This window comes from Phenylobacterium sp., from assembly GCF_030651755.1.
GTDB lineage: Bacteria > Pseudomonadota > Alphaproteobacteria > Caulobacterales > Caulobacteraceae > Phenylobacterium.
Genome location: NZ_JAUSBZ010000152.1, coordinates 18703 through 33653, shown reverse-complemented (window position 1 = coordinate 33653; position 14951 = coordinate 18703). Strand labels below are relative to the sequence as shown.

The following is a 14951-nucleotide window of genomic DNA, read 5'->3' as shown; positions in this document are numbered from 1 at the left end:
GACCGACGCCGCGACCAGCGCCGCCCTGAAGCCGCCCGCACGGCCGCTGGGCCAGTGGATCTTCGACGTGCTGCTGTGGGGCGGCATCATCATCGTCCTGACGCTCAGCTTCGGCCCGGCTGAGATCGAGAAGTTCCCGCGCCTGTTCTCCGGGTCGGACAATATGCGCGAGTTCGGCCGGGCCTTCATGAACCCGGACTTCGACCTGCTGCCCTTCTTCATCGCCCAGATGTGGCTGACCATCCAGATGGCCATGTGGGGCACGGTGCTGGCGGTGTTCATCGCCGTGCCCCTGGGCCTGCTGGGGGCGCGCAATATCGCGCCGGCCGCCATCCAGTGGCCGGTGCGCAGGCTCATGGACATCCTGCGCTCGGTGCCCGACCTGGTGATCGGCATGGTCTTTGTGGTCGCCGTGGGCCTCGGCCCCTTCGCCGGGGTCATGGCCCTGGCGCTGAACACCGGCGGGGTGCTGGGCAAGCTGTTTTCCGAGGCCGTGGAGTCCATCGACAAGGCCCCGGTGGAAGGGGTCCGGGCCACCGGCGCCCACAAGCTGCAGGAGATCGCCTGGGGTGTGGTCCCGCAGGTCGCCCCCTTATGGACCTCATATGCGCTGTACCGGTTCGAATCCAACAGCCGGGCGGCCACCATTCTGGGCCTCATCGGAGCCGGGGGCATCGGCCAGATCCTGTTCGATAGCCTCAACAGCTTCAACTATTCCCGGGTCGCGGCCATCGCCCTGGTGATCGTCGTCGCCGTGACCCTGATCGACATCCTCTCCCAGGCCATCCGCTCGCGGCTGATCTAGGGGCCAGGCTGGTTTGAGTCGGGGGCCAAACCTGCCAAGCTGGCCCGATGTTGAGCGCGCCCTTCGTATCGAGCATGACCGTCCTAGCCCTTGTGGCCATGTCGCTGGCCTTTGCGCGGCGGGCGCCGGCGGGGATGAAGCTGCCCATGCAATGGGGGCTCAATGGCCGCCCGATCTGGCATGCCCCCCGCGAGATCGCCCTGTCGTTCACGCCGCTGCTGGCGGCCTTCACCCTGACCCCCTTCGCCCTGGCCAGCCTCTGGGTGGCGCCCGACGAGCGGCTGACCTTCCGGATCGTGCTGACCCTCGTCTGCCTGGCCTATATCGCCGTCCACGCCTTGCACCTGTACCTGCTGAGGCGGTGGTTGAGGGGGCAGGACGCGGGCTAGCCGGGGCTGTGCGGCCGCCCTCGTCCTTCGAGGCCCTGCTGGCGCAGGGCGCCTCAAGATGAGGACGGAACGAGACGCCGCACCCCCTTCCCTCATCCTGAGGTGCGAGCGAAAGCGAGCCTCGAAGGACGCAAGGCCTCACCCCACCGGCAGGTCGAACATCAGCTGGCGGGAGACCCGCACCGGCGGGGAGCCATGGCTGAGCAGTTCATCGTGATAGGCCTTCATGTCGAAGGCGTCGCCGGCCCTGGCTTCGGCCTCCCGGCGCAGGGACCAGTGTTCCCGCCAGCCGACGAAATAGGTGGGCAGCTGGGCTGAGGAGACCCGGGCGCGGGTCCACTTGCCGGCCGCCTCGCGCTCCTGCTGGAAGGCGTCGTGGGTCATCAGATGCATGGCGCGGGCCTCGTCCCAGCCCTCCACATGGACGCCGATGTCGAGGATGGCGTTGGTGATCACCCGCAGCAGGAATTTGAGGTTGGCCAGCCGGTAGAGCGGATGGCCGTCCCGGTGGCCGGCCTCGACCATCACGTCCTGGGCGTAGCAGGCCCAGCCCTCGACAAAGCTCCCCGACCACAGGACCGAGCGCAGCACCGAAGGATGACGGTTGGAGATGGCCAGCTGCAGGTAGTGGCCGGGCGTGCCCTCGTGGACGGTCAGGCCCTCCAGGGTCCAGTTGTTGTATTCCCGCAGGAAAGACTCAGCCTGCTCCGGCGTCCAGTCCTCGGGGATCGGCGAGAGCTTGTAGAAGGTGGGCAGCTCCCGATCCAGCGGGCCGGGCGGATCGCAATAGGCCACGGCCACGCCCCGCTGGAATTCCGGGGTCAGGACCAGCTCCACCGGTTCGGTGGGCGGGGTGACGATGGGGTTGGCGGCGACAAAGGCGATGGCGGCGTCCAGCTTGACCTGGGCGGTCTCGATCAGGGTCTCCGGCGTGGCCCGGTCGGCATAGACCAGCTCAAGCGCCGCGGCGATGGCCGTCTGTTCCTGTTCAGGCGTCGGCTGGGCCGGGGTGGGCGGGGCGTCTCTGCGGACCAGAACCTGGCGGGCGATGTCGTACATCTCGGCCCGCACCTGGGCGAGCGCCTGCTCGGCGGCGGCCTTGATCTCGGCGCGGCTTAAGGGGCTGTCGAGGGCGAAGGCCAGCTTGGCGTCATAGAGGTCGGCGCCCAGGCGCCATTCGCCCTGCGCCTGGGGAACCAGGACCCCATCGATCCAGGCCTGGTGCTCGGCGATGGCGGCCTTGGCGATAGCGGCGGCGGCCTCAAGTTCAGCGTGGGCCTCGCCCTCCAGGGCGCCGGCCTCGGCCAGCAGCAGGTCGATCAGGCTCACCAGCCCGGCGTTTTGGCCAGAGACCGTCTCGGCGTGGATCCTGGGCGTGCGGGCCGGATCGAGACTGGCGCGCACCTGCGTTAGAAGGTTGGGAAAGCCGTTCATCCGCGCGGTGGCCGAGGTCAGGCGTTGCGGCAGGGGGGCGAAGTCCCGGGCGATGAGGCCATAGAGGGCCGAGCCCACCGACGACTGGTAGATCAGCGGGTCCCACCGGTGCGCCTGCAGGGTGTCGTGGGTCCAGACCTCCCCGGCCAGGCTGTTGCGCAGGATGGCGGCGTCCACCTGTCGCTCACGGCTGAGCTCGGCCGGCGCGATGGCGCTGAGGCGCTCAAGAAAGGCTGCGGCGCTGTCGCGGCGGGACGCCCAGCCGGCCAGGCTCAGATCATCGAGGCGGCCATCATAGCGGTGATCCCCCCACTGGGTGGCGGTGATCGGGCTGAGCCGTAGATTGGTCTCCAGCCAGGCCGCGGCCAGGACGTCGAAGGCCTGATCGGCCGGGCTCGCAGCCGGGGTCGGCTGGGCGCGGGCGGCCGAGAAGGGCAGGGCCGCGGCGGCCCCGAAGGCCATCAGCATGCGGCGGTCGAGCAGGAGAGGCATGACGGTGATCCCAAGACGCGCCGATCCGGGCGCGGCGGCACTTTCGGCCAGGGCCGCACCACGGGCAAGCGTGCGCTGGCGGGCGCCCTACGCGCCGCAGGCGCTCTCAAGAGGCGACACAAAGAACACAAAGGCGCGCGAAGGACACAAAGGCGGGGCCGCCGCCCCCTTCGTGTCCTTGGCTATCTGGGTGTCCTTCGTGTCCTTCGTTTTGGAGACTTCAGGCCGTCTTCGGCCGGCGCCGCACCCGGGCCAGCCGGCGCAGGCGTCGCCAGAAGCGGGTCTTTTCCGGCTCGGGATAGGGCTGCAGGTTGCGCACGAAGTCCTCGGCGCAGGCGGTCCAGGAGAAGGTCTCCGCAAAGGCCCGAACCGCCTTGCGGTCCAGGGCCAGCGCCTCCATGCAGGCCTCCTTCAGCCCTTCGGTGGCCGAGGCCGCCAGCACCCCGGCGCCGGAGCCCGGGATGATGTCGATGGGGCCTGGCGCCGGATAGGCCGCCACCGGCGTGCCCGAGCCCATAGCCTCCAGGATCACCAGGCCGAAGGTGTCGGTGAGGGAGGGGAAGACGAAGACGTCGGCGCAGGCGAAATGGGCCGACAGCTCCTCGCCGAACTTCGAGCCGGTGAAGACCACCCCGCGGTAGCGTTCGGTCAGCTCGTCCTTCTGCGGCCCGTCGCCGACCACCACCTTGGTGCCGGGCAGGTCGAGGCCTAGAAAGGCCTCGATATTCTTCTCCACCGCCACCCGGCCCACATAGAGGAAGATCGGCTTGGGCAGGTGGGCGAAGATGTCGGGCTCGCCCTCGGCCCGGGGGCGGAACATCTCGGTGTCGACCCCGCGGGACCAGGCCGAGATGTTGCGGAAGCCATGCCGGGTCAGCTCGTCGCGCATGGTCGGCGTGGCCACCATCAGCCGCCCGGACGGGCGGTGGAACCAGCGCATATAGGTGTAGCCCACCGAGAGCGGCAGCGGCAGACGGGCCGAGACATATTCCGGGAACCGGGTGTGATAGCTGGTGGTGAAGGGCAGCTTCCACTCCACGCAGATGCGCCGGGCGGCCAGGCCGATGGGGCCCTCGGTGGCGATGTGGATGGCCTCGGGTTCGAAGGCCTTGAAGCGCTCCTGCACCGGCTCATAGGCGCCGATGGCCACCTTGATCTCCGGATAGGTGGGCAGCGGCAGGGTCTTGAACTGGTCGGGGCTGATCACCTCGACCTCGTGGCCCAGGTCGCGCAGTTCGCGCACCACCCGGGTCAGCGTCCGCACCACCCCGTTGACCTGCGGCTCCCAGGCGTCGGTGGCCAGCAGGATGCGCATGGGCCGCTGGACGTCGTCCACGGGGACGGCGGGCTCCCACATGCGCTGGGCCGGGGAGCGGGCCGGCGGCGTCGCAGGGCTCGGCTCTGGCCGGACGGGGGCGTCCGCCCCGGGGGAGGCCAGCGGCAGGGTGGCCTGGGCCTGGGCCCAGGCGAAATAGGCGCCCAGCAGGGCTTCACGCGTGGGGAAATGGCGATAGACGGTGCGCTCGCCAACCCCGGCGTCCTTGGCGATGTCGGCGAAGGACAGCTCGTCCAGGGGGCCCGTCTCGATCCGGGCGCCGACGACCCGCAGGATCTGGTCCCGGGTGGCGGCCTTCTGGCGGTCCCGGGCGTCGAGGGGGCCGTCGCTTGGGGCGTTGGGGTCATCACTCATGACAGTCTCACTGTCATGAGCCTCCCCGGGTGTCAATCAGCCGATCGGATCAGGCCGCCGCCGTGGCGGCCGCGGGCAGGGGCTGGGGCTCGACCGGAGCGGGCGGGCTGGAGTCCTGCGCCTCGGGCTGGGTGCGCGCCTGACGCACGGCCTCCCAGGTGCGCAGCTTGGCCCATTCCAGGATCTCCATCCGGCCGTCCATATGCTCGACCAGGGCGGTGCAGCTCTCCACCCAGTCCCCGTCATTGATATAGAGGATGTCCTCGATCTGGCGCATCTCCGCCTTGTGGATGTGGCCGCAGATCACCCCGTCGACCCCGCGCCGCCGGGCCTCCTCGGCCACCGCGCCCTCGAAGTTCTCGATGAAGTGCAGGGCGTTCTTGACCTTGGTCTTCAGAAAGGCCGACAGGCTCCAATAGCCAAAGCCCATACGGCGCCGCACCCGGTTGAACAGGGTGTTGGCCGACAGCAGCGCCCGATAGGAATAGTCGCCCAGGAAGGCCAGCCACTTGGCGTGCTGCACGACCCCGTCGAACTCATCGCCGTGGGTGACCAGGAAACGGCGCCCGTCGGCGCCCTCGTGGATCGCATCGCGGGCCACCACCACCCCGCCGAAGTGAATGCCGCAGAAGTCGCGGATGCGGTCGTCGTGGTTGCCGGGAATATAGACGACGTTGACGCCCTTGCGGGCCAGGCGCAGGATTTTCTGCACTACGTCATTATGGGCCTGGGGCCAGTACCAGCCGCTCTTCATCTTCCAGCCGTCGACAATGTCCCCGACCAGATACAGGGTGTCGCATTCGATGTGCCGAATGAAGTCCAGCAGCATCTCGGCCTGGCACCCCCGGGTGCCCAGGTGGACGTCGGAAACGAAGACGGTCCGATAACGTCGGATTCCCAGATCGGCCACGAACGCCTCCGAAGCGGCTATATCTGACCGTCGGGTAGGCTGATTGCATGTCGCTTTGATGAAACCGCACTGCAACACTGGCGCCGCAGCATGGCTCGCCATATGTCGGCCGCACTTTGATTGAAGCTTTGCCCGTGCAGATGGACGCTCGAACCTATCCCGCCAAGGAGACCCCCAAGTCTCGCCGGACCCGCGCCCGCATCCTGGACGCGGCCATGCGGCTGTTCGCCGAGGTCGGCTATCATGCGGCCACCAACGCCCTGATCGCCGACGCGGCCAACCTGACCCGCGGGGCCATGCTCTATCACTTCTCCAGCCGTGAAGAGCTGGTGGAGGCCGCCGTGGCGCATATCGAGGTTGAGCGCGCGCGCCTGTTCGAACAGGCCGCCTCCAGCCCCACCGCGCCGGGGGTCGATTCCGCCGAGCAGGCCATCGACGCCTATTGGTCCCTGCTGCACGAGACGCCCTTTGTGGCCTTCGCCGAGCTGGAGGCCGCCGCCCGCACCGACCCCATGCTGCGCACCCGCCTGGCCAACGCCCAGAGCGCCTTTGACCGCAATCAGGTGGGCGAGCGCTTCCTGGCGCTGACCCAGGCCGGCAGCGACCCACGCTTCCAGACCAGCCGCGATCTCGGCCGCTTCCTGCTGGAAGGCCTGGCCCGGGGCTCGCTGACCTATGACGAGATCGCCCGGCGCGAACGGCTGATCGCCGTGGTCAAACGCGCGGTCCGCGCCCTGAACCGCAAGGGCGAGGCCCAGGACCTCTGGGTGGACTAGGCTCTTACTCCGCCGGCTCGGCGCCGGTGGCGAGGCCCTCGGCCAGGCGGATCAAGTACTGGCCATATTCGCCCTTGGCCTGGGCGCGGCCCAGATCGGCCAGCTGCGCCCGGTCGATGAAGCCCTTGGAATAGGCGACTTCCTCGATACAGCCGATGCGCAGGCCCTGGCGCAGCTCCAGCGTGCGGATCAGTTCGCCGGCCTGGATCAGGCTGTCATGGGTGCCGGTGTCCAGCCAGGCGAAGCCGCGGCCCAGCAGCTCCACATTCAGTTCGCCGGCGTCCAGATAGACCTGGTTCAGCGCGGTGATCTCCAGCTCGCCCCGGTGGGAAGGCTTCAGGGTCTTGGCGTATTCGCTGGCCTTGCCGTCATAGAAATAGAGGCCGGTCACCGCATAGTTGGACTTGGGCCGGGTGGGCTTTTCCTCGATGCCCAGCACCTTGCCGCCCTCGCCGAGCTCAACCACGCCATAGCGTTCGGGGTCGTTGACCGGATAGCCGAAGACCGTCGCGCCATTGGTCCGCTCATCGGCGGCCCGGAGCATCTGGCCGAAGTTCTGGCCAAAGAAGATGTTGTCGCCCAGCACCATGATGCTGGGCTCGCCGCCGACGAACTCTTCCCCCAGCAGATAGGCCTGGGCGAGGCCCTCGGGCTTGGGTTGGACGACGAATTCGAACCGTACGCCGAGCTGGGAGCCGTCGCCCAGCAGGCGCTTGAATCCCGCCTGGTCCTCAGGCGTGGTGATGATCAGGATCTCGCGGACCCCGGCCAGCAGCAGGACCGACAGGGGGTAGTAGATCATCGGCTTGTCGTAGATCGGCAGGAGCTGCTTGGAGACCGCCAGGGTCAGCGGGTGCAGCCGGGTGCCCGAGCCCCCCGCCAGGATGATGCCGCGTCTCACGCCGTCTCCTTCTGGGCTATCAGCGCCCCCACCACATCCTCCAGCGCCTCCTGCCAGGGACGCAGCTGCAGGGAGAAGACCTCCTGCATGCGGCTCGTGTCCAGCACCGCGTTCAGGGCCCGGCGGGCCGGCGTCGGAAAGGCGCTGGTGGGCACAGGCTCCATGGCCGGCGGGTTGCCCGGCTTGGTCTGGGCGAAGATCGCCTGGGCCATGTCATAGCGGCTGGCGACGCCGGCGTTGACCACATGCAAGAGGCCCCATTCCCGGGCGCCGGCCGGCGCCTTGGCCAGGCGCTCCCCCTGGCTGAGGATGAAGGCCGCCAGGTCGCCGCTGGCCGTCGGGCAGGCCCGCTGGTCGGCCACCACCTTCAGCGCCGGCTGGGTCTCCCCTAGGCGCAGCATCATCTGCAGGAAGTTCTGGCCATAGGCCGAGAACAGCCAGGAGACCCGCATCACCAGGGCCCGGTCGCAGCCGTTCAGCACCGCCTGCTCGCCGGCCAGCTTGGAGGCGCCATAGACGTGCAACGGGGCCGGGGGGTCGGTTTCGAGGTAGGCGCCAGCCTTTTCGCCGGAAAACACCATGTCGGTGGAGATGTGCAGCAGGGGCAGGCCCCGCGCCTGACAGGCCCGGGCCATGGCGGCGGGCGCCCAGGCGTTGACGGCATAGGCCAGGTCCGGCTCGGCCTCGGCCTTGTCGACGGCGGTATAGGCCGCCGCATTCAGCACCAGGTCGGTCTCGCCGGCCTCGCCGATGGCGCGCGCGACGGCCACGGGGTCGGTCAGATCGACCTGGGCGCGGGACAGGGCGGTGATCTCCACGCCCGGACCGGCGCGCTCAAGCATCTCCCGGGCGAGCTGGCCGGTGGCGCCGAACTGCAGGACCTTCAGGCTCATGCCTTGGCCAGGCCCAGGCGCTCGGAATGGAAGCCCTTGTCGCGGATAGCCTGCCACCAGTCGCGGTTGTCCACGTACCAGGCCACGGTCTGCGCCAAACCTTCGCTGAGCGGCGTGGCCGGCTCCCAGCCGAGTTCGGCCTTCAGCTTGGCGGCGTCGATGGAATAGCGGAAGTCGTGGCCCGGTCGGTCGGCGACAAAGGTGATCTTTTCGGCGTGCGGCGTATTGGCCGGCGCCAGGCGGTCGAGCTCGGCGCAGAGCATCTGGATGACCTCCAAATTGCGGTGGGTGGAGTCCCCGCCGATGCAATAGGTCTCGCCCAGGCGGCCCTTCTGTAGCACCAGCAGCAGGGCTTGGGCGTGGTCATCTACATGCAGCCAGTCGCGGACCTGGCGGCCGTCCCCATAGACCGGGATGGTCTTGCCCTCCATGGCCCGGACCACCACCGTCGGGATCAGTTTTTCGGGAAACTGGAAGGGGCCGTAATTGTTGGCGCAGTTGGTGATCACCACCGGCAGGCCATAGGTCCGCCCCCAGGCGCGCACCAGATGGTCGGCGCCGGCCTTGCTGGCCGAATAGGGGGAGTTGGGGTCGTAGGGGGTCTCTTCGGTGAAGGCGCCGTCTTCGCCCAGCGCCCCGAACACCTCGTCGGTGGACACATGGTGGAAACGGAAGGCGGCCTTGGCCTCGCCCTCCAGGGTGTTCCAGAAGGCCCGGGCGGCTTCGAGCAGCACGGCGGTCCCGGTGACATTGGTGCGGACAAAGTCCAGCGGCCCGTCAATGGCCCGGTCGTTGTGACTTTCGGCCGCCAGATGCATCACCGCATCGGGCCGGTGGCGGGCGAAGATCTCCGCCATCCTGGGCCCGTCGCAGATATCAGCCTCTTCAAAGGCGTAGTGGGGCGAGCCCGCCACAGAGGCCACATTGGCCAGGCTGGCCGAATAGGTCAGAACGTCCAGATTGACGACCTCGTGACCCTGGGCGATCGCCCTGCGGACCACGGCCGACCCGATGAAGCCGGCGCCGCCGGTGATCAGAATTTTCATGCCGAACTTTGTCTGCAGGCGCCCCAGGCGCGCGCCCGTTCAAATGGTTAGTCCTGCTCATACAGCGAAATGCGGCGGGCTCAAGACGAACGGGCCTGCGCGTCCGGGTTGTGGGCGCCGGCGCCCCCGCCTAGGATTGACCCCTACACGCCCCTGGGCGCTGGCGGGAGCCCGGCTTGGAACCCACTGACAAGGCCCTTTCCGGGGAGCCCCCTTCCAGCGCGGCCATCGCGGGGGCGCCGCCGGCCCCGCGCAAGGGCGATCTGACCCAAGGCCCCATCGCGCGCGGCCTGCTGGTCTTCACCCTGCCGATGCTGGGGGCCAACCTCCTCCAGTCCCTGAACGGAACGGCCAACGCCGCCTGGGTCAGCCATATCCTGGGGCCAGCCGCCCTCACGGCCACGGCCAACGCCAACAACATCCTCTTCCTGCTGCTGGGCGCGGTGTTCGGCCTGGCCATGGCCGCCAACCTGCTGATCGCCCAGGCCGTCGGGGCCGGCTCCACCGCTGAAATCAAGCGGGTGGCCGGCGCCAGCACGCTCTTCTTCGCCCTCCTGTCCCTGGCCGTGGGCCTGGCGGGCCTGGCCCTGACCCCGGCCATCCTGGCGGCCATGGGAACGCCCGCCGACGCCCGGGCCGATGCGATCACCTATCTGCGGGTGATCTTTGCGGCCCTGCCCTTCATGTACTTCTTCTCCTTCGCGATGATGGCCATGCGCGGGACCGGCGATTCCCGGACGCCCTTCTATTTTTCCCTCGCCGCCGTCGGTCTCGACATCGTCCTCAACCCGGTGCTGATCCTGGGCCTTGGACCAGCGCCGACCCTGGGCATCGGCGGATCGGCCGCCGCCACCCTGATCAGCCAGACCATCGCGCTGGCCGGCATGATCGTCTTCCTCTACCGCACGGGCAGTCCGCTGGTTCTGCGACGCGGCGAATGGGGCCTGCTGCGCCCCGACCCCGCCATCCTCAAGACCCTGGTGTTCAAGGGCCTGCCCATGGCCATGCACATGCTGGTGGTGTCGGGCGCAGCGGTGGTGATGCTGGCCTTCGTCAACGCCTATGGCTCCCAGACCGCCGCCGCCTACGCCGCGGCCATGCAGGTCTGGACCTATGTGCAGATGCCGGCCATGGCGCTGGGGGCGGCGGTGTCCTCCATGGCCGCCCAGAATGTCGGGGCCGGGCGCATGGACCGGGTGGAGGCGGTGGCTCGGACCGGCGTGCTGTTCGCCATCATCATGACCGCCCTGCCCATCGCCCTGATCTATCTGGCCGAGCCTCTGATCCTGCGGATCTTCCTGCCGGAGGGCAGCGGGACCATCCCCATCGCCCGGCACATCAACGCCATTGTGCTCTGGGGCTTCGTCCCGTTCGGGGTGGCCTTCATCTTCGCCGGCGTGGTGCGGGCCACAGGGGCGGTGATCGCGCCGCTCCTGGCCATGGTGGTCTCCCTGTGGGTGGTGCGCATCCCTTTCGCCCAGCTCCTGACGCCCATGCTCGGCGCCGACGCCATCTGGTGGAGCTTCCCCCTGGGCAGCGTGACCACCATGGTCCTGGCCGGGGGCTACTATGTCTGGGGCGGCTGGCGGCGCTCGACCCTCTCGCCTCCGCCCCGCGGTGACGTCCCAGGTCCAGCCCTGGCGCCCGCGACGGGCTCGGACTGATGAGGGCGGTCAGGCCGCGCGCAGCGCCGTAAGATCAACCACGAAGCACACAAAGTTCACAAAGATGTGGCCCCTCCTTCGTGCTCTTCGTGCTCTTCGTGTCCTTCGTGGTGAACCCTGCGTTCTGAAGAAACCGGCACACCCAGGCTTGGCGGCAGTTTCAGCACAACTGCGCTGAGTCAGCACAATTGTCGTGAAATCAGTCTGTTAGGTGATTTGGGCTCGCCCGGTTGCGTCGCGCCGCCGCTGGCCTGATAATGCCGGGAGCCGGCCAGAGCCGGCCGCCAGTGTTAGAATTTCCGGTATGCCCGGCGCGCCGAAACATACCGCATCTACGAAATGCTTCGCGCCTGGTGCGGCGGAGCCCAAGGAGGACGACATGGCCTGGGACTTTGAAACCGACCCCGAATTCCAGAAGAAGCTCGACTGGATCGAGGACTTTATGCGCGAGGAGGTCGAACCTCTCAGCCATCTGGGCATGGCCGCCCACGGCCCGCTGGGCCGCGAGAAGTTCATCAAGCCCCTGCAGCAGAAGGTGAAGGACCAGGGCCTGTGGGCCTGTCACCTCGGTCCCGAACTCGGCGGCCAGGGCTATGGTCAGCTCAAGCTCGGCCTGATGAACGAGAAGCTGGGGCGCAACTCCATCGCCCCCACCGTCTTCGGCTGCCAGGCGCCCGACACGGGCAACGCCGAGATCATCGCCCACTACGGCACCGACGCCCAGAAGGAGCGCTGGCTCTGGCCGCTGCTGAACGGCGAGATCCGCTCGGCCTTTTCCATGTCCGAGCCGGCCGGCGGGTCTGATCCCCTGACCTTCACCACCCGCGCGGTGCAGGACGGCAAGGACTGGATCATCAATGGCGAGAAGTGGTTCTCCACCAACGCCCGCTATTCGAAGCTGCTGGTGGTCTATGCGATCACCGATCCGGACGCCAAGGACCCCTATCGGCGCACCTCGATCTTCCTGGTGCCCACCGACACCCCCGGCGTGGAGATCATCCGCAATGTGGCGGTCGGCGGCGGCGGCGAGATCGGCGGCGGCACCGAAGGCTATGTCCGCTACAACGACGTCCGCGTGGGGCCTGAGGCCCTGCTGGGCGATCGCGGCGCGGCCTTCGTCATCGCCCAGGTCCGCCTGGGCGGCGGCCGGGTCCACCACGCCATGCGCACCGTCGGCGCCTGCCGCCATGCGCTCGACCTGATGTGCCAGCGGGCGGTGTCGCGCACCACCCGGGACGGGCGCCTGTCGGACCTGCAGATGGTGCAGGAGCAGATCGCCGACTCCTGGATCGCCGTCGAGCAGTTCCGCCTGCTGGTCCTGCGCACCGCCTGGCTGATCGACAAGCACAAGGACTACAACAAGGTCCGCAAGGACATCGCCGCCATCAAGGTGGCCATGCCCAAGGTCTATAACGACGTGGCCACCAAGGCCGCCCACCTGCATGGGGCGCTGGGCGTCTCCAACGAAATGCCGTTCATGCGTATGGTGACGAGCTCTCTGGTCATGGGCATCGCCGACGGCCCCACCGAGGTGCACAAGGTCACGCTCGCCAAGCAGATCCTCAAGGATTACCGGCCCGAGAACGACCTCTTCCCCAGCTACCACATCCCGCGCCTGCAGGAGGAAGCCAAGGAGAAGTACGCCAAGGAGCTGGAGGAGCTGAAGGAAGGCTACGCCAAGCTGAAGGCCGAACGGGAAAAAGCCCCGGCCTGAAGCCTGTTCGACAGCGACGGCCCAGAGAACCTGGGCCGTCGCGGCCTGACTTGACCGGGCCGTCCAGGCCCAGGACGAGAGGCTACATGACGCCCAGGCGCTTCAACACCCGCAGGTGCAGGTCGCGCTCGTGGGTGTGGACGCCGGGCGCCCCGGCCACCACGATCAGCGCCTTCCACAGCGCCCAGGCCTGACCCCGGCGCCAGCAGGCGTCGTCCAGGCCCAGACGCTGGCGGAACACGTCGCGGGCCTCGTCCGCCAGGACGGTCCAGGCGAACGCCAGGTCGCAGGCCGGATCGCCGACCCCGCAGGTCCCGAAGTCGATCACCGCGGCCAGCCGGCCGTCCCGGACCAGCAGATTGCCCGGCGCCACGTCCCCGTGGATCCAGACCGGCGGCCGCTCCCAGCGGGTGGACAGGGCGTCCTCCCACAGCCCCAGGGCCGCGGCGCCGTCGATCTGATCGCCCAGGGCCCGCACCGCCGCCCGGGTCTGGCCGTCATAGACCGCCGGATCGCCACCCCGGTGGAAGTTGTGGGCGCCCGCCGCCGGCCCGTCCTGGGCGTCGATGGCGTGCAGGGCCAGCAGGAAGTCAGCCAGGTCCTGGGCGAGCTGATTGTGGTCCAGGCCCTCCGCCGCCGCCACCGTGTCCCCCGCGATCCAGGCGCAGATCAACCAGGGGAAGGGGTAGCCGTGGCCCGGCGCGCCCACCGCCACAGGCGCCGGGATCGGCAGGGGCAGGGCGGGCGCCAGCCTCGGCAGCCAGACCTGTTCCTTCTCCACAGCGGCCACATAGTGGTCGGCGGCCGGCATGCGAACGAGCAGGGCCTCCCCCAGCCGGAAGGTGCGATTGTCCCAGCCCCCGGGCCGCACGCGGCTCACGGCCAGGTCCGCCCATTGGGGAAACTGCTCGGCCACCAGGGCGGCGACGGTCGCCTCGTCCACCTGCACGCGCTCGGCCATCAGCCCCCTCCCCCTTCCCTTGCGTCAGGGTTGAAGCCCCTGATCGGCGCGGTCCATGGTCCGCCCATAGTTTTCACCCATTCAAGACACATAAGGGAGGGCCATATGCCCATCAGCCGCGAAGTTCATCTCATCACCCGCCCCAATGGCATGCCGCAGGCGAGCGAGTTCGAGATCGTCGAGACCAACGTCCCCGACGCCGCCGACGGCCAAGTGCTGGTCCAGAACCTCTACATGTCGGTGGACCCGGCCATGCGCCCGCGGCTGACCTCAGGCCAGGCCCTGAATGAGGCCATGATGGGCGGGGCGCTCGGTCGGGTGGTCCAGTCCAAGAGCCCGGACTTCGCCGTCGGCGATCTGGTCAACAACCGCCTGGGTTTCCGGGAGTATTTCGTCTCCGACGCCAAGGGCCTGTCCAAGCTGACCCCGGCCGAGGGCCTGCCGCTGACGGTCCACATGCATGCGATGGGCATGACCGGCTTCACGGCCTATGGCGGCCTGCTGTTCATCGGCGCGATGAAGGAGGGCGAGCAGGTGTTCGTCTCCACCGCCGCCGGCGCGGTGGGCTCGATGGCCGCCCAGATCGCCAAGATCAAAAACGGTTACGTGGTCGGCTCCACCGGCTCGGACGACAAGGCCGCCTGGCTGCGGGACGAGATCGGCCTGGACGCCGTGATCAACTACAAGACCCAGCCCATTCGCAAGGCAGTGGAGGACGCCACGCCCAAGGGCATCGACGTCTATTTCGACAATGTCGGCGGCGAGCATCTGGAAGCCGCGCTGCGCCGGATGAACACACTGGGCCGTATCGCGGTCTGCGGCATGATCTCGGGCTACAACGAAGGTCAGGCGCCGGTGCGCAACCTGTCCAACATCATCTATTCCCGGGTGATGCTGCGGGGCTTTGTGGGCACGGACTTCATGCACCTGCAGCCCGACTTCCAGCGCGACATGGCCGCCTGGCTGCGCGAGGGCAAGATCAAGTACCAGGAGACGGTGATGGACGGGATCACGTCCGCCCCCCAGGCCCTGATCGGCCTGCTGGAAGGCGCCAATTCCGGCAAGATGCTGGTCAAGCTGGCCGACTAGGCGCCTAGCGCTTCAAAAAGACAGGGACACGAAGGACACGAAGACGAGCCAGGGACACGAAGGTGTCGGCGGCCTCATCTTTGTGTTCTTCGCCTCCCTTTGTGTCCTTCGCGTCGCCTCCCGACGCGCCGGCTTCCGCGGGCCGCTCAGGATGCTATGGATTTGGCTTCGACTGTTCCGGAGCCCG

At 68.4% G+C, this 14951-nt stretch carries 13 protein-coding genes and 1 pseudogene; 6 read left to right on the top strand and 8 right to left on the bottom strand.

The annotated features are described in order from the left end of the window. The first annotated feature begins 25 nt into the window (after positions 1 to 25). Together phnE and Q7V15_RS14740 are read left to right on the top strand one after the other, a co-directional pair. Positions 26 to 805: a phosphonate ABC transporter, permease protein PhnE gene (gene phnE / locus Q7V15_RS14745; protein ID WP_304756559.1), complete on the top strand. Its 780-nt coding sequence runs from the start codon at positions 26 to 28 to the stop codon at positions 803 to 805. A gap of 74 nt (positions 806 to 879) precedes the next feature. Next, positions 880 to 1194 (top strand): hypothetical protein, encoded by a 315-nt coding sequence (locus tag Q7V15_RS14740; protein ID WP_304756494.1) that lies wholly within the window; start codon positions 880 to 882, stop codon positions 1192 to 1194. Between the two features lie 138 nt (positions 1195 to 1332). On the opposite strand, the gene Q7V15_RS14735 is transcribed toward Q7V15_RS14740, so the two are convergent. The 4 genes and pseudogenes from Q7V15_RS14735 to Q7V15_RS14720 all read right to left on the bottom strand — a co-directional run bounded on the left by Q7V15_RS14735 (position 1333) and on the right by Q7V15_RS14720 (position 5720). Further along, the gene (locus Q7V15_RS14735; protein ID WP_304756493.1) at positions 1333 to 3120 is read right to left on the bottom strand and encodes a DUF885 domain-containing protein; all 1788 of its coding nucleotides are present in this window, start codon (positions 3118 to 3120) and stop codon (positions 1333 to 1335) included. A gap of 220 nt (positions 3121 to 3340) precedes the next feature. Continuing rightward, positions 3341 to 4435 carry a glycosyltransferase family 1 protein gene (locus Q7V15_RS14730; RefSeq protein WP_304756558.1) on the bottom strand — a complete coding sequence of 365 codons (1095 nt, stop codon included), beginning with the start codon at positions 4433 to 4435 and terminating at the stop codon, positions 3341 to 3343. Positions 4436 to 4606: 171 nt separating this feature from the next. Next, positions 4607 to 4810: pseudogene (locus Q7V15_RS14725) on the bottom strand (TetR/AcrR family transcriptional regulator); the annotation flags it as partial. Positions 4811 to 4859: 49 nt separating this feature from the next. Beyond that, entirely contained in the window at positions 4860 to 5720 is an 861-nt protein-coding gene (locus Q7V15_RS14720; RefSeq protein WP_304756492.1) for a UDP-2,3-diacylglucosamine diphosphatase, read from the bottom strand. A 140-nt stretch (positions 5721 to 5860) separates the two neighbouring features. Between Q7V15_RS14720 and Q7V15_RS14715 the strand changes: the two genes are divergently transcribed. Then, a complete protein-coding gene (locus Q7V15_RS14715) occupies positions 5861 to 6496 on the top strand; it encodes a TetR/AcrR family transcriptional regulator (RefSeq protein WP_304756557.1) in 636 nt (211 codons plus the stop codon). 4 nt (positions 6497 to 6500) lie between these two features. On the opposite strand, the gene rfbA is transcribed toward Q7V15_RS14715, so the two are convergent. From rfbA to rfbB, 3 genes are read right to left on the bottom strand one after another with little or no spacing between them, the layout of a single operon-like run. Beyond that, a complete protein-coding gene (rfbA, locus tag Q7V15_RS14710) occupies positions 6501 to 7397 on the bottom strand; it encodes a glucose-1-phosphate thymidylyltransferase RfbA (RefSeq protein WP_304756491.1) in 897 nt (298 codons plus the stop codon). Further along, a complete protein-coding gene (gene rfbD / locus Q7V15_RS14705; protein WP_304756490.1) occupies positions 7394 to 8290 on the bottom strand; it encodes a dTDP-4-dehydrorhamnose reductase in 897 nt (298 codons plus the stop codon). Before rfbD ends, rfbA begins: the two co-directional genes overlap by 4 nt. Next, positions 8287 to 9336 carry a dTDP-glucose 4,6-dehydratase gene (rfbB, locus tag Q7V15_RS14700; RefSeq protein ID WP_304756489.1) on the bottom strand — a complete coding sequence of 350 codons (1050 nt, stop codon included), beginning with the start codon at positions 9334 to 9336 and terminating at the stop codon, positions 8287 to 8289. The genes rfbD and rfbB overlap by 4 nt, the downstream gene beginning before the upstream one ends. A gap of 176 nt (positions 9337 to 9512) precedes the next feature. Here rfbB and Q7V15_RS14695 point away from each other — a divergent pair, with 176 nt between their 5' ends. Continuing rightward, positions 9513 to 11000, top strand: a complete 1488-nt coding sequence (locus Q7V15_RS14695) for an MATE family efflux transporter (RefSeq protein WP_304756488.1) — start codon at positions 9513 to 9515, stop codon at positions 10998 to 11000. 379 nt (positions 11001 to 11379) lie between these two features. After that, the gene (locus tag Q7V15_RS14690; RefSeq protein ID WP_304756487.1) at positions 11380 to 12714 is read left to right on the top strand and encodes an acyl-CoA dehydrogenase family protein; all 1335 of its coding nucleotides are present in this window, start codon (positions 11380 to 11382) and stop codon (positions 12712 to 12714) included. Between the two features lie 82 nt (positions 12715 to 12796). On the opposite strand, the gene Q7V15_RS14685 is transcribed toward Q7V15_RS14690, so the two are convergent. Next, positions 12797 to 13675, bottom strand: coding sequence for an aminoglycoside phosphotransferase family protein (locus Q7V15_RS14685; RefSeq protein WP_304756486.1), 879 nt, complete (start codon positions 13673 to 13675; stop codon positions 12797 to 12799). Between the two features lie 105 nt (positions 13676 to 13780). Between Q7V15_RS14685 and Q7V15_RS14680 the strand changes: the two genes are divergently transcribed. Beyond that, the gene (locus Q7V15_RS14680; RefSeq protein ID WP_304756485.1) at positions 13781 to 14764 is read left to right on the top strand and encodes an NADP-dependent oxidoreductase; all 984 of its coding nucleotides are present in this window, start codon (positions 13781 to 13783) and stop codon (positions 14762 to 14764) included. Positions 14765 to 14951: the final 187 nt, after the last annotated feature.